Origin of the sequence: Phenylobacterium sp. J426 (assembly GCF_024699945.1) — a bacterium.
In the GTDB taxonomy this organism is placed as follows: Bacteria; Pseudomonadota; Alphaproteobacteria; order Caulobacterales; family Caulobacteraceae; genus Phenylobacterium.
Map to the genome: position 1 here is coordinate 2,093,157 of NZ_JAJOMY010000001.1, position 19,096 is coordinate 2,112,252.

Annotated in this window: 16 protein-coding genes, 1 tRNA gene and 1 pseudogene; 11 read left to right on the forward strand and 7 right to left on the reverse strand. The window is 70.1% G+C overall.

Going from position 1 to position 19,096, the window contains the following annotated elements; translation table 11 throughout:
• Window positions 1-52 precede the first annotated feature (52 nt).
• The gene (locus LRS10_RS11025; protein ID WP_257837295.1) at window positions 53-1,012 is read right to left on the reverse strand and encodes a tetratricopeptide repeat protein; all 960 of its coding nucleotides are present in this window, start codon (window positions 1,010-1,012) and stop codon (window positions 53-55) included.
• 494 nt (window positions 1,013-1,506) lie between these two features.
• Here LRS10_RS11025 and LRS10_RS11030 point away from each other — a divergent pair, with 494 nt between their 5' ends.
• Together LRS10_RS11030 and LRS10_RS11035 are read left to right on the forward strand one after the other, a co-directional pair.
• Window positions 1,507-2,157: a TetR/AcrR family transcriptional regulator gene (locus LRS10_RS11030; protein ID WP_257837296.1), complete on the forward strand. Its 651-nt coding sequence runs from the start codon at window positions 1,507-1,509 to the stop codon at window positions 2,155-2,157.
• Between the two features lie 38 nt (window positions 2,158-2,195).
• On the forward strand, window positions 2,196-3,314 hold the full coding sequence (locus tag LRS10_RS11035) for an NAD(P)/FAD-dependent oxidoreductase (protein ID WP_257837297.1): 1,119 nt from the start codon (window positions 2,196-2,198) through the stop codon (window positions 3,312-3,314).
• Here the strand turns inward: LRS10_RS11035 and LRS10_RS11040 are convergent.
• From LRS10_RS11040 to LRS10_RS11050, 3 genes are read right to left on the reverse strand one after another with little or no spacing between them, the layout of a single operon-like run.
• The gene (locus tag LRS10_RS11040) at window positions 3,311-4,564 is read right to left on the reverse strand and encodes a PQQ-dependent sugar dehydrogenase (RefSeq protein WP_257837298.1); all 1,254 of its coding nucleotides are present in this window, start codon (window positions 4,562-4,564) and stop codon (window positions 3,311-3,313) included. The genes LRS10_RS11035 and LRS10_RS11040 overlap by 4 nt on opposite strands.
• On the reverse strand, window positions 4,564-6,264 hold the full coding sequence (gene asnB, locus LRS10_RS11045) for an asparagine synthase (glutamine-hydrolyzing) (RefSeq protein WP_257837299.1): 1,701 nt from the start codon (window positions 6,262-6,264) through the stop codon (window positions 4,564-4,566). Before asnB ends, LRS10_RS11040 begins: the two co-directional genes overlap by 1 nt.
• Complete coding sequence (locus tag LRS10_RS11050; protein WP_257837300.1) at window positions 6,265-7,293, reverse strand: glycosyltransferase; 1,029 nt, start codon at window positions 7,291-7,293, stop codon at window positions 6,265-6,267.
• 95 nt (window positions 7,294-7,388) lie between these two features.
• Between LRS10_RS11050 and LRS10_RS11055 the strand changes: the two genes are divergently transcribed.
• From LRS10_RS11055 to LRS10_RS11095, 9 genes and pseudogenes are all read left to right on the forward strand, one after another.
• A tRNA-Met gene (locus LRS10_RS11055) sits at window positions 7,389-7,465 on the forward strand.
• 41 nt (window positions 7,466-7,506) lie between these two features.
• Entirely contained in the window at window positions 7,507-7,647 is a 141-nt protein-coding gene (locus LRS10_RS11060) for a hypothetical protein (RefSeq protein ID WP_257837301.1), read from the forward strand.
• 195 nt (window positions 7,648-7,842) lie between these two features.
• Window positions 7,843-10,131: a TonB-dependent receptor gene (locus LRS10_RS11065; RefSeq protein ID WP_257837302.1), complete on the forward strand. Its 2,289-nt coding sequence runs from the start codon at window positions 7,843-7,845 to the stop codon at window positions 10,129-10,131.
• A 3-nt stretch (window positions 10,132-10,134) separates the two neighbouring features.
• Complete coding sequence (locus LRS10_RS11070) at window positions 10,135-11,466, forward strand: MFS transporter (RefSeq protein WP_257837303.1); 1,332 nt, start codon at window positions 10,135-10,137, stop codon at window positions 11,464-11,466.
• Complete coding sequence (locus LRS10_RS11075; protein ID WP_257837304.1) at window positions 11,463-13,076, forward strand: carboxylesterase/lipase family protein; 1,614 nt, start codon at window positions 11,463-11,465, stop codon at window positions 13,074-13,076. The genes LRS10_RS11070 and LRS10_RS11075 overlap by 4 nt, the downstream gene beginning before the upstream one ends.
• Window positions 13,073-14,167 (forward strand): AMP-binding protein, encoded by a 1,095-nt coding sequence (locus tag LRS10_RS11080; RefSeq protein WP_257837305.1) that lies wholly within the window; start codon window positions 13,073-13,075, stop codon window positions 14,165-14,167. Before LRS10_RS11075 ends, LRS10_RS11080 begins: the two co-directional genes overlap by 4 nt.
• Window positions 14,142-14,645 (forward strand): AMP-binding protein, encoded by a 504-nt coding sequence (locus LRS10_RS11085; protein WP_257837306.1) that lies wholly within the window; start codon window positions 14,142-14,144, stop codon window positions 14,643-14,645. Before LRS10_RS11080 ends, LRS10_RS11085 begins: the two co-directional genes overlap by 26 nt.
• A 32-nt stretch (window positions 14,646-14,677) precedes the next feature.
• Window positions 14,678-15,367 (forward strand): TetR/AcrR family transcriptional regulator, encoded by a 690-nt coding sequence (locus tag LRS10_RS11090; RefSeq protein ID WP_257837307.1) that lies wholly within the window; start codon window positions 14,678-14,680, stop codon window positions 15,365-15,367.
• An 83-nt stretch (window positions 15,368-15,450) separates the two neighbouring features.
• Window positions 15,451-16,312 (forward strand): annotated as a pseudogene (locus tag LRS10_RS11095) (SDR family NAD(P)-dependent oxidoreductase); the annotation flags it as partial.
• Window positions 16,313-16,418: 106 nt separating this feature from the next.
• On the opposite strand, the gene LRS10_RS11100 reads toward LRS10_RS11095, so the two are convergent.
• The 3 genes from LRS10_RS11100 to LRS10_RS11110 form a co-directional block, all read right to left on the reverse strand.
• A complete protein-coding gene (locus LRS10_RS11100; RefSeq protein WP_257837308.1) occupies window positions 16,419-17,156 on the reverse strand; it encodes an outer membrane beta-barrel protein in 738 nt (245 codons plus the stop codon).
• Window positions 17,157-17,368: 212 nt separating this feature from the next.
• Complete coding sequence (locus LRS10_RS11105) at window positions 17,369-17,989, reverse strand: class I SAM-dependent methyltransferase (RefSeq protein ID WP_257837309.1); 621 nt, start codon at window positions 17,987-17,989, stop codon at window positions 17,369-17,371.
• A gap of 33 nt (window positions 17,990-18,022) precedes the next feature.
• Window positions 18,023-19,066 carry a DUF2125 domain-containing protein gene (locus tag LRS10_RS11110; RefSeq protein ID WP_257837310.1) on the reverse strand — a complete coding sequence of 348 codons (1,044 nt, stop codon included), beginning with the start codon at window positions 19,064-19,066 and terminating at the stop codon, window positions 18,023-18,025.
• Between the last annotated feature and the right edge of the window lie 30 nt (window positions 19,067-19,096).

Genomic DNA, 19,096 nt, shown 5'->3' on the forward strand with positions numbered 1-19,096 from the left:
GGCGAGGACGGGCCCCGGGACATCGGGGCAGAGCCGCGGCCCGTCCCCGTGGCTACGCCGCCAGGCGGGTAGCCAATTCTGCGTGCGGAAGGGCGGCGGCGCGTTCGGCCTCCAGGGCGCGTTTCAGCGCCTCGTCCCCCGCGCGACCGGCGGCCGAGATCAGCGTCAGGTCGATGACGTCCCGCTGGGCGTGGCTGCCGCCGAAGCGGGCCGAACGGTTGCGGACGCCGCGCAGCAGCTCGCAGGCCTTGGCATAGTCGCCGCGGGCATAGGCGAGGTAGGCCTGGCACAGCGGCTTGCCCACTTCGCGGGCGAAGTAGGCGTTGTCGCCCGGGCCGGCGATGGCGGCGTCCTGGGCCTCGACGACCATCTTGGCGTCCTCGATGCGGCCGGCTGCGGCGTAGGCCATCACCGCATGGCTGTCGACGAAGGCCGAGCGGCCATGCGGCTCGGTGGCGAAGGTCTCGGCGACGACGTTCCAGCGATCGCCGACGTCGATCCCCAGCATTTCCAGCCGCCACAGCATGGCCGCCGCGTCCAGCATGTCGAAGGCCCGGTTGGACGGCTCGCCGAAGATCGGGCCATCCCACAGGCGCAGCACTTCCTCGGTCTCGCCGAGGCCCAGGTGGAAGAGCGCCAGGTGCCACCAGTTGTGGACCGCCAGCTGGCTCTGTGGCTGCCAGGCGGTGTTCTCGCGCGTCATCCAGGCGACGCCCTCGCGACGGCGGTCCTGCATCTCCAGCACATGGGCGACGCCGTGCTGGGCCCAGTTGTTCGTCGGCTCCAGCGCGACTGCGGCCCGGCCGCAGGCCTCGGCCTGGGCATACAGGCCCGTCTCCTCGTAGCCGAACGAGAGCATGCCCAGGATCGCGTGGTGGTCGGGCATGCCCGTGGACCACGCCGGCAGCGCCCGGGTGATCCGGTCGCGGAGCATGCGGCTGTCGCCCAGCAGGAAGTCGAAGGTCTGGCCGGCCTGCAGGGCCAGCACGTCGCGAGGATAGCTGATCGACACATCCTCGAGGATGCGCGCGGCGCCCGCGGAGCTCGCCGGCCAGCAGGCTGCCGAGCGCCGCCAGATGGCCGAGCTCGCGGCTGTTCGCGGTGAGATCCTTGGCCGCCTCGAAGGCCGCGACCCCCAGCATCTGGGTCTCGGTGTTCTCGCCGACAAGTGTCATGTAGGCCTTCAGCACATGCGCCATGACGAAGGCCGGACTGTCGGCGATGGCCTCTTCCAGCGGAGCCAGGCCGTCGCCGTAGAAGCAGTGATAGGCGTGCAGCGCCTGTTGGAATCTTTCAGCTGCGAACGCGCTGGCGCCGGACATTTCCAGCCCGTGATGGTCTCTGACCGACATCTTCATCCTCCTCGCTCAAGGGTGGTGAGGGATATTTGTTCGGCACGGTCCGCTCTAGGCGACGCGCGGTCGGTTCGCGTCGGTCAGAGATTCCTGTTATTTCATGTGGCGTTAGGTCGAGCCTGGAAGAGAGTGGTCCGCCGTGGACGGAGCCATGGACGTAAAAACTGTACCGAAGGTGCAGTCCGAGACCCGCACCAAGGGTGAGAAGACCCGCGAGCGGCTGCTCGACCTGGCGCAGGAGGCCGTGATCCGGAAGGGCTTCGGCGCCACCTCCATCGAGGAGCTGGTGGAGGCCGCCGGCATCACCAAGAGCGGCTTCTTCTACCACTTCAAGGACAAGGCCGATCTGGCCCGCCAGCTGGTGGAGCGCTACATCGACCGCAACCAGACCTTCCTTCAGGACATGGCGCGGCGCTCGCGCGAGCTGTCCGACGATCCGCTGCACAGCTTCCTGATATTCCTGAAGTTCTACGCCGAGGCCATGGACGACCTGGTCGACGACCATCCGGGGTGCATGGTCGCCACCATCACCTTCCAGGATCTGGCCTGGGACGGCGCCACGCGGGCGATGACCATCGACAGCGTGAAGACGTGGCGCGCGTTCTTCCTGGCCTGGCTGCAGGAGATCTCGGTTGCCTACCCGCCGAAAGCCAAGGTGGAGCTGCCGGCGATGGCCGACAACCTGCTGGTCCTGACCTACGGCGGCATGACCCTGGCGAAGGCGTTGCAGGACACCCGCGCGATCGGTCGCCAGGTGCTGGTGTTCCGCGAAACGGTGCGGCTCTGCTTCCAGCCGTCCTAGCTGTTTCCAACCGGCCGCTCAGGCGTTAGGCCCGTCGTATGGCCGAGTTCGATTTCGACGCCGTGGTGGTGGGGGCTGGCGCCGTGGGATTGGCGTGCGGTTATGCGCTGTCCAGACGCGGCCTCACCGTAGCCGTGCTGGAGCAGGACGCGGCCATCGGCCAGGGCGTCTCCTCACGGAATTCCGAGGTGATCCACGGCGGGCTCTACTATCCGACGGGCTCCCTGAAGGCGCGGCTGTGCGTGTCAGGCCGGCGGATGCTGTACGCCTTCCTGGACGCCCATCACGTGGCCTACGACCGCTGCGGCAAGCTGGTGGTGGCGACCCTCGAGGACGAGATCCCCCGACTGGAAGCGATCCTCGATCAGGCGACGACCAACGATGTCGAGGGCATGCGAATGCTCACGCGCGACGAGGCGCTTGCCCTGGAGCCGGAGCTGTCGTGCGCGGCGGCGCTGATCTCGCCGGAGAGCGGCGTCTTCGACAGCCACGGCTACATGCTGGCGCTGCAGGGCGAGATCGAGCAGGCCGGCGGCGCGGTGGTGCTATCCACGCCCTTCGAGGGGGCCAGCCCGCTCGCCCATGGAGATGGCGGTTTCAAGGTGCGGGCCGGCGGTGCGGAGCCCACGACGCTGACCTGCCGCTATCTGGTGACCGCGCCCGGGCTTTCGGCGCAGGGCGTGGCGGCGCACATCGAAGGCTTTCCGTCCGCCGTGATCCCCGAGGCCCACTTCGGGAAGGGCATGTACTTCCGGCTGCAGGGCAAGGCGCCGTTCGCCCGGCTGATCTATCCGCCGCCGATCCCTGGCGCGCTCGGCACCCATTATCGCCGCGACTTGGGCGGACAGGCGGTTTTTGGGCCGGATCTCGCCTACGTCGACGAGCCGAACTATGTCGTCGATCCCGGCGCCGCCGACAGCTTCTACCGCTACATCCGCAAATTCTGGCCGGGGCTGCCCGACGGCTCGCTCGCGCCCGACTATGCGGGCGTCCGACCGAAGATCCACGGCCCCGACGAGCCGCAGGCCGACTTCCGCATCGACGGCGTGGACGTGCACGGCATCCCCGGGCTGGTGACCCTGTTCGGGATCGAGAGCCCGGGGCTCACCTCGTCGATGGCGATCGGCGACGAGGCGGCCAGGACGCTGGGCCTCTAGCGCTTCGGCGTAACCTTCAGGACGCGGCCGTTGTCGTTGTCCGTCGCCAGGTAGAGCGCGCCGTCAGGGCCGACCACCACGTCGCGGAAGCGTTCGCCGACCTCGGCGAACAGGCGCTCCTCGCCCACCACCTTGTCGCCGTCCAGCGTGAGGCGGGTGATCCGCTTGTCGGCCAGGCCGCCAATGAACAGGCTGCCCTTCCAGGCGGGCGCGGCGTCATGGGTGTAGAAGGCCATGCCCGAGGGGGCGATCACCGGGTCCCAGTAGTAGGCAGGCTGTTCCGTGCCCGGCTTCCGGGTCGCCCCGGCGGTGATGGTGGCGCCGGAGTACTCGACGCCATAGGCGACGTCGGGCCAGCCGTAGTTCCTGCCGGGTCGGATGATGTTCAGCTCGTCGCCGCCCTTGGTGCCGTGCTCGACCTCCCACAGCTCGCCGGTGCGCGGGTGGAGCGCCGCGGCTTGGCTGTTGCGGATGCCCGACGCATAGACCTCCGGCATAGCCCCAGCCTGGCCGACAAACGGGTTGTCCCTGGGCGCCTGGCCGTTCCGGTCGATGCGGATGATCTTGCCGATCGCGTTGTCGAGCTTCTGGGCGTTGGGACGGCTCTCGTTGATCTGGCGGTCGCCGGTGGTGACGTAGAGCGTGCCGTCGCGGGCGAATACCAGGCGCGCGCCGAAATGGCCGCGCGAGGCGATCGACGGCTGCTGGCGCCAGATGGTCTGGACGGCCTCGAGCCGCGGCGCACCGCCGGCGGTCACCAGCCGGCCGCGGGCGACGGCGGTGTTGTTCTTGCCGTCCGCCTGACGCTCGGAGAAGGCCATGAAGACGAAGCCGGTCCGGGCGAAGTCGGGATCGACCGCGAGGCCCAGCAGGCCGCCCTGTCCGTTCGTGTCGACCGCCGGGACCCCGGCCAGCGGCTCCGACAGCTTGCCGTTCGCGAAATGGCGCAGGCGGCCGGCCTTTTCCGAGATCAGCAGCGAGCCATCGGGCAGGAAGGCGAGGCCCCAGGGCTTGCCGAGGCCGGTGACGTAGTCGGTGACCTCGTAGGCGACGTTCGCCTTCATTTCCGGCGCCCGGGTCTGGCCGGGAAGCGCCGGCGACTGGCCCTGCCCGTTCGGGCCGCCGGTCTGCACCGGCGCGCCGCCGGTTGCGCCCTTCGGCGCGGCGGACTGCTGGGCGCTGCTGGGCTCGCCCCCACAGGCGGCGAGGACGATGGCGGCCGAAGCGGCGAGCATCACGGTCTTGGTCATCAGGCAGGGGCTCCCAGCAAGGACTGAAGGGCGTCGGCGGGCGAGGCGCCTTCGAGGTGGATCAACGCCCAGAGGGCGAAGAACAGCAGCGGCCAGCGTCGGGCGCCGTCGCCGGCGCGTATTACGGCCGCGGCGTCCGGTTGGATGCGGCGGACCGCGTCGACCTTGGCCACCCGCGCGGCGAGGTCGGCGGCGCGGGGGGCGATCCAGGTGTCGACGGGCACGGTGAAGCCCTGCTTCTTCGCCCAAGGCTCGGCCGCGGGGCATGCGCGCTCCAGCCACTTGCGCAGCAGCCACTTGCCGTAGCCGCCCCGGACCTTGGCGTTGTCCGGCAGCGACCACGCGAAGCGGGCGACCTCGGGATCGAGGAACGGCGTGCGGCCCTCGAGCCCATGGGCCATCAGGCAGCGGTCGAGCTTCAGGAGCAGGTCGTTCGGCAGCCATGTGGCGATATCGGCCCACTGCGCCTGTTGCAGCGGCGTCAGGCCCGCCGGGGGCTTGGCGGCCGCGCGCCAGGCGGCGAGGGCGGCGGGGTGGGCGCCGCGCGGCTCGGCCGGCCGGCCCCCCATCCAGGCCGGGCGCAGGGCCCGGCGGTAGCGGCCGTAGCCGGCGAACAGCTCGTCGCCGCCTTCGCCCGTGAGAACGACGGTGAGCGTGCCTTTGGCCGCTTCGGCCAGCTTGTAGGTGGGCAGGGTGGCATAGTCGGCGGTGGGATCGTCCAGCGCCCAGGCGACCTGCGGCAGGATCCGCCAGAAGTCCTCTTCGCCGAAGCGTGTCTCGCGCCAGTCCAGGTTAAGCGCCCGGGCCACCCGCTCGGCCTGCGCCCGCTCGTCGGCGGCGCCCGCCACATCGAAGCCGCAGGTGTAGGCGGTGACCGGCCGTTCGTTGAGGCGGCTCATCAGGGTGGCGATGGCCGCCGAGTCGATCCCTCCCGACAGGAAGAGGCCATAGGGAACGTCCGAGCGCTGGTGGACGCGGACGCTGTCCTCGAGCACCGCGTCGAGCTCCCTGAGCAGCGCGGTCTCGTCGCTGCGCGCGGACACCGAAGGCTTCGGCAGGGCCGGGCGCCGGCGGCCCGACACGATGCGGCCGTCGCGGACCTCGACCACCTCGCCTGGGGCCAGGCGGCGCAATCCTTGGAACGGTGTGCGCTCGCCGACGATGTAGTTGAAGTCGAGCAGCTCACGGGCCGCCGCCTCGTCGAGCTCGGGGCGCATCAGGCCGGCGGCGAAGAAGGCGCGGGGTTCGGAGGCGAAGGCCAGGCCGCCCCCAAGGGCCAACGGGTGCTCCATGATGTAGAGCGGCTTGATGCCGAACGGGTCGCGGGCCAGGAAGGCGCGGCCGTCCGGGCCTATGAGGCAGAGCGCGTACATGCCCCGCAGCCGGTCGAGGGCGGCCTCGCCTTCGCGCGCGTAAAGGTGCAGCAGCGGCTCGAAGTCGGAGCCCGTGGCGGGTTCCAGGCCGTGATCGCGGACCAGCTCCACATAGTTGTAGATCTCACCGTTGCCGATGACCGCGCCGCCGGCGGCGTGCAGCGGCTGCCAGCCGCATTCCAGGTCGATGATCGAGAGGCGGGCGTGGGCGAAGGCGGCCCCTGGAAGCCCCTCGACCCGAACGCCGTCGGGGCCGCGGTGCCTGAGCGCATCGATCATCCTCTCGGCGACAGGCTGGCCGCCGAGCTGTCCCGCGATGCCGCACATCTACAGCGCTCCGAAGTCGGCGAAGAGGCTCTTCCAGCGGGCGACGACAGCCGCCTCGGAGAAGTCGGCGGCGACGCGCTTCTCGCCCGCGCGGGTCATGCGCGAGGCCAGCACCGGTTCGTCGAGCACCTGGCGCACGGCGGCGGCCAGGGCCCCGGCGTCGTCCACCGGGATCAGCAGGCCGTCCTTGCCGGGCGTGATCAGGGCCTTGGGGCCCTGGCTCTCGGCGGCGATCACCGGCAGGCCGTGGGCCCAGGCCTGGATCACCACATTGCCCAGCGGCTCGTAGCGAGACGGGAAGACGCACACGTCGGCGGCGCGATAGAGCGCCGAGGCGTCGGCCCGCCAGCCGAGGAAGCGGACGCGGTCGGCGACGCCCAGCGCCACCGCCATGCCCTGCAGCTTGGCCTCCAGCGGCCCGGCCCCTGCGATCCACAGGTAGGCGTCAGGGAGCTGGGCCAGCGCCTGGAGCGAGACGTCATGGGCCTTGGCCTCGTGCAGCCGGCCCATGCCCAGCAGGAGGGGCGCGTCCTTCGGCGTGTCCAGGCTGGCGCGGTCGAGCGCCGGCACGTCGCCGGGGGCGGTGGCGAAATTGGGGATGTGGGTCACGCGGCCGGCCGGCCAGCCCTGCGCCACGACCCAATCGGCGATGTCCTCGGTGTTGGCCACCAGGTGGTCGAAGTTCTTGTAGTACTTCAGATTGTAGTAGCCGCCGAGACGGCCGATCCGGGCCCAGGGTCCGCGGGGCGTATGTCGGGCCGCGCGGTTCATCCAGGCGAGCGCCACCTTCGCTCCCCGCACGGCGGCGAATCCCGCCGTGGCCGTGCGGGTGACGATGTCGATCGGGCCGCCGAAGGGCAGGGTTCGCACCGGGACGCCGACGGCCTTCAGGCGCGCCTCGCGGCCGGGGTGACGGCGGATCGCCGCGGCCTGCGGCACGCCCGCCCGCGCCAGCGCCTCCACGAGGCTGACGAAGTAGGTCTCGGCTCCGCCGTCGCCGGCCGTTCCCAGGAGGTGGAGGACGCTCATCGCGGGCGCGACCGTAGTGCGCAAATCGTCGAAGCCCAAGCGCTTGAAGCGGCGAAGACGAACCCCTATAAGCCCCACCTCGCGCAAGCGACCGTGGCTGGGTAGCTCAGCTGGTTAGAGCGGTGGATTCATAACCCACAGGTCGGCGGTTCGAGCCCGCCCCCAGCTACCACGGTCCTTCGCGAGGGCTCCCGACATCACCCGCGGACCTGCATGACCGAGATCCTGCGCCTGACGCCCGCGGAGATCCGCGCCATCGACGTCGAGCTCGAGCAGCAGGCGGCGGCGCGCTCGGTGTGGCTGCGGGCGGGCACGACGTCGCCCGGCGGCAAGGCGGGCGCTGCGACCTGCTGATTTGGGAAAGGCGCGGAACGCTTCATCGCGACGACGCCCGCAGTCTAGCAAAGACGCCTTCCGCCACTCTCATTTCGGAGATCCAAGTTATTCACACTCGCGATAGTGAGTGTTGACTCGCGGCTCCGCTTCATCGCATCGTCCGATTCATGACGGCCGGCGGGAATGACCGGCTGATAGGGAGGGAAGGCTGAGATGAAGCCGCTTCTGATGGGCTCGGCGTGCGCCGTGACCCTGCTCGCCGCTGCGCCGGCTCTGGCTCAAACCGCGTCGCAGGAGCCGCGCGCCGAGGGCGCCGCCCCGGTCGTCGGCGAGGTGATCGTCACGGCCACCCGCCGGGCCGAGCGGCTGCAGGACGTTCCGCTCAGCGTCACGGCCTATTCGCAGGAGGCGCTGACCGCCAAGGGCATCGTCGGCTACGAGGGTCTGGCCACCGAGACCCCGGGCGTGGTGCTGAACCGGCCCTCCGCCAACTTCAACAACTTCACGGCCCGCGGCATCGCCACCAACGGCTACGGCGCCAACCTGCAGAGCACGGTCGCGGTCTATATCGACGAACTGCCGATCTCGACGATCGGCAACACCACGGTGCTGGATCCCAATCTGTTCGATGTGGAGCGGGTGGAGTTCCTGCGGGGGCCGCAGGGGACGCTGTTCGGCTCGGGCTCGCTGTCGGGCGCCCTGCGCATCCTGACCAAGCGGCCGGACACGCGGAACTTCGACGCCGCGGCCCTGGTGGACATCGGTCTGACCGGCGACGACAGCCTGCGCCAGCGCTATAACGCCATGGTCAACGTCCCTCTGGTCGAGGACAAGCTGGCGATCCGCGCGGTCGGCTTCGTCCGCAAGGAAGAGGGTTACGTCGACAACATCGGCCTGGCGGCGAAGAAGAACTCGAACGAGTTGGACGCCTACGGCGGGCGGGTTGCGCTGCTGTGGGAGCCGACGGACCGGCTGTCGGTGAAGCTGCTGGCGTCCTATGAGGACAGCGAGCCCCGGGATTCCTCGCTGATCAATCCGCGCCTGGGCCACGACAAGCGCGCCACAGATCGCCTCGACCTCTTCCAGGGCCAACTGGTCAGCTACAACGCCACGGTCGAGTACCAGTTCGACGGCTTCCAGTTCACCAGCTCCTCGACCCTGTCGGGCTTCGACCAGAAGTTCTTCGTCGACCTGGCCGGCACCTTCCTGCCGGTGGGGGCCACGCCCACGCCGACCAGCATCGCCTTCGGCCTCGACGCCACGGCCTACATGGACACCTTCGTCGAGGAAGTCCGGCTGGCGTCTGACCCGGGCGGCAACTGGGACTGGGTGATCGGCGGCTTCTACCTCGATCGCCGCCTGGACGTTGACTACAACTACCGCTCGCGGCCGGACTACCTGGCCTTCCGCGGCTTCACCGGGCTGCCTGACGAATACTACCAGCGGCAGTACAACCACACGAAGTCGCAGGAACTCGCCGGCTTCGGCGAGATCACCTATCGGTTCAGCGACCGGCTGTGGGTGACGGGCGGGCTGCGCTACGGCGGCTTCGAGGCCCAGTCCTTCGTGGAGGGCGGCTACACCAGCAACTATCTCACCGCGGCGCTGACCCCGACGTACCAGGGACCCCTGGTCATCACCCAGGTGGCGCCGGTGACCGGGGTCAAGGCCAAGGAGACCGGCCCCTCGTACAAGATCAGCGTCTCGTACAAGCCGACGCCGAGCGTGACGACCTACGCCACCCTCTCGACCGGCTTCCGGACACCGGTCGTCAACGGCTTCGCGGGACGTCCCAGCGTGGTCAATCCGAACGACATCATCATACCGTTCGGCGCCGATTCCGACGACCTGACCAACTACGAGATCGGCCTGAAGGGTCGGTTCCTGGATGGGCGCCTGTCAGCCAATGTCGCCGCCTACTGGATCGATTGGAAGAACATCCAGGTGCAGGCCAACCGCGTCTCCGACTCGGTGCAGTTCGCCACCAACATCGGCGCCGCCTACAGCCGCGGAATCGAGTTCGAGGTGATCGCCCTGCCTATGGAAGGCCTCTCGATCGGCCTCAACGGCGCCTTCAACGAGGCCGAGGTCTCGAAGCTGACGCCGACCGAGGCGGCCATTTCGGGCGCTGGAGAGGGCGTGCGGCTGGCCTCGCCCCGCTTCCAGGGCTCGGCCAATATCAACTACGGCTGGGACCTGACGCCCGAGGCGCGCGCCAACCTGTCGGCCGTCGTCGCGCACGTCGGCAAGTTCCCGGGGATGTTCCCGTATGTCCCGGGCCGACCGGGCGTCCTGCAGCCGACCTACGACTACACCGACGCCTATACCAGCGTGAACCTGGCCTTCGCGGTCGCCTTCGACCAGTGGACCGTCGGGGCCTACGTCGAGAACCTCTTCGACAGCCGCAAGATCACCTACGTGCATCCCGAGGCGTTCCTCGTGAGCCGGTACGCCGAGCAGCGCCCGCGCACGATCGGCGTGCGGGTCGGCTACGACTTCTAGGACATGGCGCAACCTCCCCGCGCCACGGCCGCGGCGGGCTCCCCAGGGGCTTCCGCCGCGGCCGCTCCCCAGGTGCAGCCGCTGAACGGCGGCGGCTGGGTGCTGACGATCCTCTGTTTCGTCTACGTGCTGAACTTCCTGGACCGGCAGCTGCTGTCGATCCTGGCCAAGCCGATCCAGGACGACCTGGGCGTCACCGACGGCCAGCTCGGCCTGATCAGCGGCCTCTACTTCGCGCTGTTCTACTGCCTGATCTCGATCCCGGTCGGCTGGCTGGCCGATCGCACCAACCGGGTCCGCGTGCTGGCCTTCGCCTGCGGGCTGTGGAGCGCGGCGACCATGGCCTGCGGCCTGGCGGCCAACTATCCGCAACTGGTGCTGGCGCGGATGACGGTGGGCGTCGGCGAGGCGGGCGGGGTGCCGCCGTCCTACGCCATCATCACCGACTACTTCCCGCCCGGTCGGCGCGCGACCGCGCTCAGCCTCTTCAACCTCGGCCCGCCGATCGGCCAGGCCCTGGGTGTGGCGTTCGGGGCGGCGATCGCGGCGGCATACAGCTGGCGGGCGGCCTTCCTGTTGATCGGGGCCGTCGGCATCGTCGCGGCGCTGGTGGTGCTGTTCGGCGTGAAGGAGCCCGAGCGCGGGGGTCTGGACCGGGCGGCGGGCGTCGCGGAGAAGCCGGTCCCGGCGGGCTTCTGGCCGACCGTACGCAGCTTCTTCACGACGCCCACGCTGATCCTGGTCGCGCTGGCCAGCGCGGCGACCCAGATCGTCACCTACGGCGCCGGCAACTTCACGACGCTGTTCCTGATGCGCGAGAAGGGCATGACCCTGCCCGACGTGTCGCTGTGGTACGCGCTGGTGGTGGCCGTCGGCATGGGCGGCGGAATCTTCGTCTCGGGGCGGGTGATCGACCGGTATACGCGGCGGACCAAGGCCGCCTATGCGCTGATCCCGGCGCTGACGCTGACGCTCGCCGTGGCGCCCTTCCTGGCGTTCGTGTGGGCGCCGACCTGGCCGCTGGCGCTCGTGTTCCTGCTGTTCCCGACCTTCCTGAACTACTTCTACCTCTCGTCAGCCGTCGCCCTCGTCCAGGAGGAGGTGCGGCCGGAGCAGCGCGTGCTTTCCGGCGCTCTGCTGCTGCTGGTGATGAACCTGATCGGCATGGGCGTGGGTCCGACATTCGTGGGCGCGGTCAGCGATGCGGTTAAGGCAGCCCATCCGCAGAACTCGCTGCAGGTGGCCTTCTACGCGCTGACGCCGATGTACGCGGTGGCGGTCGGCCTGTTCCTGGCGCTGGCGCGGGTGCTCCGGCGCGAAGAGACCCTGGCATGAAGGCGTGGCTCGGCCTGGTGCTGGCGCTGGCGCTTGGGACCGCTGCGGCGGCGCGACCGGCGCCGGTCGTGGAGGCTCCCGCGGGCGCGGTGCGCGGTGAGGCGTCCGGGGGGCTGAACGTCTTCAGGGGCATTCCCTACGCCGCCGCGCCGACCGGCCAGCGCCGCTGGCGCCCACCGGCGAGGCTGGAGCCCTGGACGGGCGTGCGCGAGGCCAAGGACTTCGGCCCCGCCTGCCTGCAGCCGCGCATGCCGCCTGGCGGGCTCTATTCCAGCGAGCTGCCGCAGCTATCCGAGGACTGCCTGACGCTGAACATCTGGGGGCCAAAGGACGTCAAGGCCGCGCCCGTCATGGTCTGGATCCACGGCGGCTCGCTGACCACCGGCTCCAGCCGCGAGAGCATGTACGACGGCGCGGCGCTGGCGAAGCGCGGGATCGTGGTGGTCTCGATCAACTATCGGCTGGGCGTGCTGGGCTACCTGGCGCACCCGGCGCTGTCGGCGGAGAGCCCCGACGGCGTGTCCGGCAACTACGGCCTCCTGGACCAGATCGCGGCGCTCACCTGGGTGAAGCGCAACATCGCCGCGTTCGGCGGCGACCCGGCCAAGGTGACCGTTGCGGGCGAGTCGGCCGGCGGTCTGAGCGTCATGTACCTGATGGCTTCGCCGTTGGCGCAGGGGCTGTTCGACAAGGCGATCCTGCAGAGCGCCTACATGATCTCGACGCCCGAGCTTAAGACGCGGCGCTACGGGCTGGAGCCCGCAGAGGCGGTCGGCGCGCGCCTCTCGGGGCAGCTGGGCGCGGCAGACCTGGCCGCCCTGCGCGGCATGGACGCGGCCGAACTGATCGACAAGGCCCCGAAGGCCGGCTTCTTCCCGCTGGGAACCGTGGACGGCAAGGTGCTGCGCCAGCCGGTCGAGGTGTTCGACGCCGGTGAACAGGCGCCCGTGCCGGTGCTGGCCGGCTTCAACCAGGGCGAGATCCGCTCGCTGCGCCGCCTCGCGCCGCCGAAGCCCGCGGGCGCCGCGGCCTACGAGGCCGCGATCCGCGAGCGCTACCGCGACCTCGCCGACGACTTCCTGCGCCTCTACCCACCGAGCGACCTCGGGGAGAGCGTGCTGGCGACCACCCGGGATGCGCTCTACGGCTGGACCGCCGAGCGGCTCGTGGCCAAGCAGACCGCGCTCGGCAAGCCGGGCTTCCTGTACCTGTTCGACCACGGCTGGCCGTCGGCGCAGGCGCTGGACCTGCACGCCTTCCACGCCGCCGAGATCCCATACGTGTTCGGCACGCAGGATCGGACGCCAGCGGGATGGCCGAAGCCGCCCACTTCGAGCGTCGAGCTCAGGCTGAACGCGGCGATCCAGGGCGCCTGGGCGAACTTCGTGAAGACCGGCGCGCCTGGCGGCGGCTGGAAGCCGTACGGCGAGGGCCGCGCGTACATGGCGTTCGAAGACGCGCCGCGCCCGGCCGTCCGGCTGATGCCGGGCATGTACGAGCTGAACGAGGCGGTGGTGCGCCGCCGCCGCGAGGAGGGGCAGACCCCCTGGAACTGGAATGTCGGCGTCGTCTCGCCGGTGTTGCCGCCTGAGTATCCGGAGCGCCGATGATCGACGGAGCCATGCAGCCCTTCGCGCTGACGCTCGACAAGTTCCTGGAGCACGCCGCCAAGTGGCGCCCGACGTCGGAAGTGGTGACCGCCCGGGACGACGGGGCGATCGAGCGGATCGGCTATGCCGGACTGATGGCGCGCAGCCGGCGGGTCTCGGCGGTGCTGGCGGAGATGGGCGTCGGCCTCGGCGCGAAGGTCGCCACGCTCGCCTGGAACAGCCAGGCGCACGTCGAGGTCTGGTACGCCATCATGGGGATGGGCGCGGTCTGCCACACCCTGAACCTGCGGCTGACCGCGAACGACCTGGCGCGAATGGTCGAGCGCTCGGGGGCCGGCATCCTGATCGCCAGCGCCGACCAGCTGCCGCTGGCCCGGCGGATCGCCGAACGGACGCCGCAGGGCCTGAAGCTGCTGGTCATCGACGGGCCGGCCGACGGCAAGGCGATCGAGCTCGAGCCGTTGATCGCCGAAGCTCCGGACGGCTTCGGGTGGGGCGGCTTCGACGAGACGGCGCCTTGCGGTCTCTGCTTCACGTCGGGGACGACCGGCGCGCCGAAGGGCGTGACCTATACCCACCGGGCCAGTTACCTGCACACGCTGCGGGCGCTCCAGGTGGACACCATGGCGCTGTCGGGCGCGGATGCGGTGCTGGCGGTGGTGCCGATGTTCCACGCCAACGCCTGGGGCCTGCCGTTCGCCTGTCCCGCGGTGGGGGCCAAGCTGGTGCTGCCGGGCCGGAACGCCGACGGCGCGAGCCTGGCGAAGCTGATCCGGGCCGAAGAGGTCACGGTAGCCGTCGGCGTGCCTACGGTGTGGCTCGGCCTGCTGGAGCATCTCGAGGCCGAGGGCGCGCAGGTCCCGAGCCTGAAGCGCATCATCGTCGGGGGCGCGCCCATGCCGCCGGCGCTGATGGCCCGGCTGGAGGCGCGTCTGGGCGTGATCGTTCAGACCAGCTGGGGCATGACCGAGCTGTCGCCCTCCGGGACGGTCTCGGGTCCGAACGAGCCGCGGGACGCGGCGCTGTCCGGGCGTCCGGCGGTGGGCGTGGACCTCAGGGTCGCCGATGCCGGACGGCCGGCCGCTGCCTGAGCAGCGGAACACCGAGGGCCACCTGCACGTCCGCGGGGCCGCGGTGGTGGAGCGCTATTTCGGCGAGACCGCCAGGGCTGTGGACGAGGACGGCTGGTTCGCGACGGGCGACCTGGCCAAGATCGACGACGCGGGCAACCTGCAGATCACCGGCAGGGCCAAGGACCTCATCAAGTCGGGCGGCGAGTGGATCAACCCGGCCGAGATCGAGGCCGTGGTCAGCGCCTTGCCGGAGGTGTCGCTGGCCGCGGTGATCGGTCGGAGCGATCCGAAGTGGGGCGAGCGGCCGATCCTGCTGGTCGAGCTGCGCGAGCCGCGCGCGAGCGACGCCATGCTGCTGGACCCGCTCAAGGGCAAGGTGGCCAACTGGTGGATTCCGGATGCGGTTGTTCGTCTGGAGAGCATGCCGCTCGCGGCGACGGGCAAGATCGACAAGCTCCGGCTGCGGGCGGAGTACGGCGCGGGTCCCGCGACTTGACGCTGCCTGCGGCGCGCCCGAAAGAACGGTTCGTGCCCGAGACCACCAAACCCCGGCGAGCGTCGAAAAAGGCCGAGCAGCGCGCCGAGTCGATGGAGCAGATCCTGGACGCGGCCGAGCACCTGTTCGCCAGGCACGGCCTCTATGGGGTGACGCTGAAGGACGTGGCCAACCGCGTCGGCGTCCACCACACGCTGCTGAACTACTACTTCGAGGACAAGAAGAAGCTGTTCGACGCCGTGTTCGCGAGGCGCGCGGCGGTGACCAGCGAACTGCGCATGAAGGCGCTCGACGAGTACGAGGCCTCGGTCGCCGGCAAGCCCACGGTGGAGGGGGCGCTGCACGCCTTCCTGGACACCGACCTCGACCTCTACATCCAAGGCGGCGAGGGCTGGAAGAACTACGGCGCCCTCGGCGCCCAGGCGGCCAACACCACCGAAGGCGCCGAGCTGATGGACAAGCACTTCGATCCGGTCGTGCTGCGGCTGGTGGAGCTGCTGAAGAAGGCCCTGCCGGACGCCTCGGAAGAGGACATCTTCTGGGGCTACCACTTCGTCACCGGCGCGCTGATGGTGACGCTGGGCCGGACAGGCCGGATCGACAAGCTGTCGGCCGGGCTGTGCAAATCGGACGACTTCCCGGCCATCAAGCATCGCATGGCGCGCTTCATGGCGGCCGGGTTCCTCGAGATCTGCGAACAGCGGAAAGCCGCGCGCGGCTAGGCTCTCCGAGCCGACCCGGAGCTTCACGACAGGCAGGATATTCGCTAGCGTGTGAGTGAATAAAACTCGCAACGGGGAGCTGCATGTCTCTGCAAGGCCGCATCGCTATCGTCACCGGATCGGGAGGCGGCCTGGGCCGCGCCCACGCGCTCTACCTCGCATCAAGGGGCGCCAAGGTGGTGGTCAACGATCTGTCGCTGGAAGCCGCCGCCAAGGTGGCTGCCGAGGTTGCTGCGGCGGGCGGCGACGCGATCGCCGTCGCCGCCTCGGTTACGGACGAGGCCGGGGTGGCGGCCATGGTCGAGCGGACGCTGGCCGAGTGGGGCCGCGTCGATATCCTGGTCAACAACGCCGGCATCCTGCGGGACAAGAGCTTCGCCAAGATGACGATGGACGACTTCCGGCTGGTGGTGGACGTGCACCTGATCGGCGCGGCCATCTGCTGCAAGGCGGTTTGGGAGCCTATGCGGGCGCAGGGCTACGGCCGGATCGTGATGACCACGTCCTCGTCCGGGCTCTATGGCAACTTCGGCCAGGCCAACTATGGGGCGGCGAAGATGGCGCTTGTCGGCCTGATGCAGACGCTCGCCATCGAAGGCGCCAAGCACAACATCCGGGTGAACAGCCTCGCCCCGACCGCGGCGACCGGGATGACCGAGGGCGTGCTGTCTGAGGAGAGCCTGCGGCGGCTGGATCCGGCGCTGGTGAGCCCCGGCCTGCTGGCCCTGGTTGTCGAGGATGCGCCGACGCGGGCGATCCTGTGCGCCGGCGCCGGGAACTTCGCCGCGGCCCACGTGACGCTGACCGACGGCTTCTATGCCGGGGCTGGCGGACGGCGTCGGCGAGCGCGTAGCCGCGGGCTGGGACGCGGTGACCGACCGGGGGGGCGAGATCGTCCCGGCCTACGGCTTCACCCAGGCCGAGCGCGAGCTGGCCAGGGCCGGTTTCGCCCCCCGATGGCCTCGTGGTCGCCGGCGGCCGCTAGAGCCCAAGAAAACGCCCCCGGGCGTGGGGTCCCGGGGGCGTTCCAGTTCAGCTTGGACGGCCGCGCTTAACGGATCAGGCCCGCGCCGAAGAGCTTGGCCACCGAGCCCAGCGCCGCTCCCGACTGGTCACGCTCGCGGATCGAGCCGCCGAAGGTATAGCGGACGCCGACGCGGAAGGTGTCGGCCTCCACGCCCTTGGTGTCGAAGCGGTCGTAGCCGGCCAGGACGCTGAGCGGCGAATTGGCGATCTGGTACTCGGCCTCGACGCCGGCGTTCCAGGCGTCGTCGCCCTTGGCGGCCACGTAGCCCAACGATCCCTGCAGCTTGAAGCGGTCGGTGAAGTAGTGGCGCAGCTCGCCGCGGACGGCCCACAGATCGGCCTCGGACTCGTCGTCCGTGCCGTAGCCGGCCTGGCCATACAGGGTGGTGTTCGGGGCGAGGTTGGTCTGGCCTTCGACGCCCAGGCCCCAGAAGGTCACGTCGTCCGCCGCTTCCACGCCGGCGAAGCCGCCGAGCAGACCGCCGGTCAGGGCGGTATTCAGGTGGCCGGTGACGCCGAAGGTGGTGTCGCCGCCCTCGTAGTCGGTGATCGAGCCGTTGATGGCCGCGCCGAGCGAGCCGGCGTCGAAGCGCACCGAGCCTTCGCCCTGCCACACGTCGAAGTCGGCGTCGCCGAGGCCCGAGATGTCGACGTTGGTGTTCGCATAGTTGGCGCCCACATGACCGATGGTCTGGGCGTTGGCGGCCACAGCCGACCCGAGGAAGGCCACGACAGCGGCCGCGGCAAAGAGGTTCTTTTTCATTGTCAGTCCCAATCAACAGCCGGCGCAGAGCCGGGGGACGCGGGACCTATGTAGCGTCGGTGGAAGGCTCAAGGCCGAGCTTTCTCAGGCGCAAGTCTTTGCTGCTCACGTGTCACATTCGTGCAACAATCAGCCAGCTTACCTGATAGATGAAGTAAGGAATTCTGCAGATCCTGCAGATTACCGCAAATCCATGTTCTCGGGTCGGGGGCTTAGGCTGTCGCTTCGCCCCACTCGTTCCAGCCGAGCGGCCGGGGCGTCCTGGGCAGGTACATGGTGTCGCTGCGGAGAATTCTGAACCCCGCGGCGGCGATGGCGCCGGTGACCGGCCGCGTCAGGTGGCAACCGCCGGCGATGCGCTTCCAGACAGGCTCGATGCGTCGCTGCCAGGCCTGGACGCCTGGATCAGGCGCCAGGCCGTGCTCGCAGTAGAGGAACCGGCCGCCGGGCTTGAGCACCCGCCGGGCCTCGGCGAGCGCCTGCACCGGGCTGTGCACCGAGCAGAGGGTGAAGGTGCAGACGACGCAATCGAAGGTCTTGTCGCCGAAGGGCAGGGCCTCGGCCGTCCCGTCCTCGACCTTGACGCTTAGCCCCTCGGCGCGCGGGGCGGCCTCGGCGATGGAGCGGAGCTCCGGGGCGGGATCGACGCCGGTGACGCTTTCGACCTTGGCCGCATCATAGAAGCCCAGGTTCAGGCCCATGCCGATCCCGAGTTCCAGCACCTTGCCGGACGCCTGGGGTACGACCTTCGCGCGCTGCCTGGCGATCGGCGGCGCCGAGCAGGCGCACTTCAGCAGCTTCGGCAGCACGAGCCGTTCGTAAAGCGAGGCCATGGTCGCATTCCCCCCAAGTTCCTTGGGCGGAGCCTAGCGCAGTTCGTAGACCTTGGGCGCCGGGCCGAGAGCGACCGGTCCGAGCGTCGTCTGGCCGGCCTGGAAGTTGAGCGTGGCGTTGGCGACGTCGCCGGTCCCCGCCCGGGCCGCGGCGACCGCGGCCGCGGCGTCGGCGCGCTCCTGCGGGATGACGCCGGTCTCGCCCATCGCGCCCAGGGCGCGCGGCCCCTGGCGCAGGGTCACGTCCATCACTCCGGAGAGGCGACCGTCGGGGCCGACGGTGAACGTTCCGCGGTTCGCGCCGAGCACGGCCTCGCCCGCCGTGACGCCCGCTTCCCGCAAGGTCATACGACCGCCGGCCGAGACCCAGCGACGGACGGCGTCGGCCCAGGTCTCGCCGTTGAAGGCGCTGATCCGGGTCAGGGTCGCGTTCCACACGATGGAGACCGGCCGCTCGCCGGCGATGCGGCCGAGCAGGCCGGAGAGCCGCGCGCGGCCCTCGTCGACGCGGAACGAGACCAGGCCCTCGTCCACTTCCTTGTTGCCGCGGAGGTGGAATTCGACCTTCTTCGCCGTTTCGAGGCCGAACGGCTGGGCTCCGGCGCCGGGCTGGAACCTCAGGTCCGCGCCCTCGAACGAGAGCCGCGGCGGAACCTCGGCGGGATGGGTGAGGCTGGCGCGGATCACCTTGCCCTCGACGCGGACGGGGCCGCCGACGGGCCGCACGAAGGTGAGGCCCTGCGGCGCGGCGATGATCCAGCTGCTGGGCGAGGAGATGCGGGCGTCGGCCTCGAGCCGCGGCGCCTCGAGGCCCCAGCCCGAGGGTTCGCGGATGCGCGGCTCTTCCAGCACGACCGAAAGGCGGAAGGGATAGCCCCGGATGCCGCGCGTCTTCCAGGAGATGTCGTAGCCCGCCTGGCGCAGCGTCTCGACGCTCTCGTCCATCCGATCCCGGGCCTCGCCGCGCAGCCAGATCCAGCCGCCGGTCCACCCCACGGCGACGAGGATCGCCAGAAGCCAGGGGATCACCAGTCCGAGGCGGCGTTTGCGGGGCGGGGGCAGATCGTGCAGAGACATGCGTCGAAGGGCGGCTTTGGCTTCTTGGAT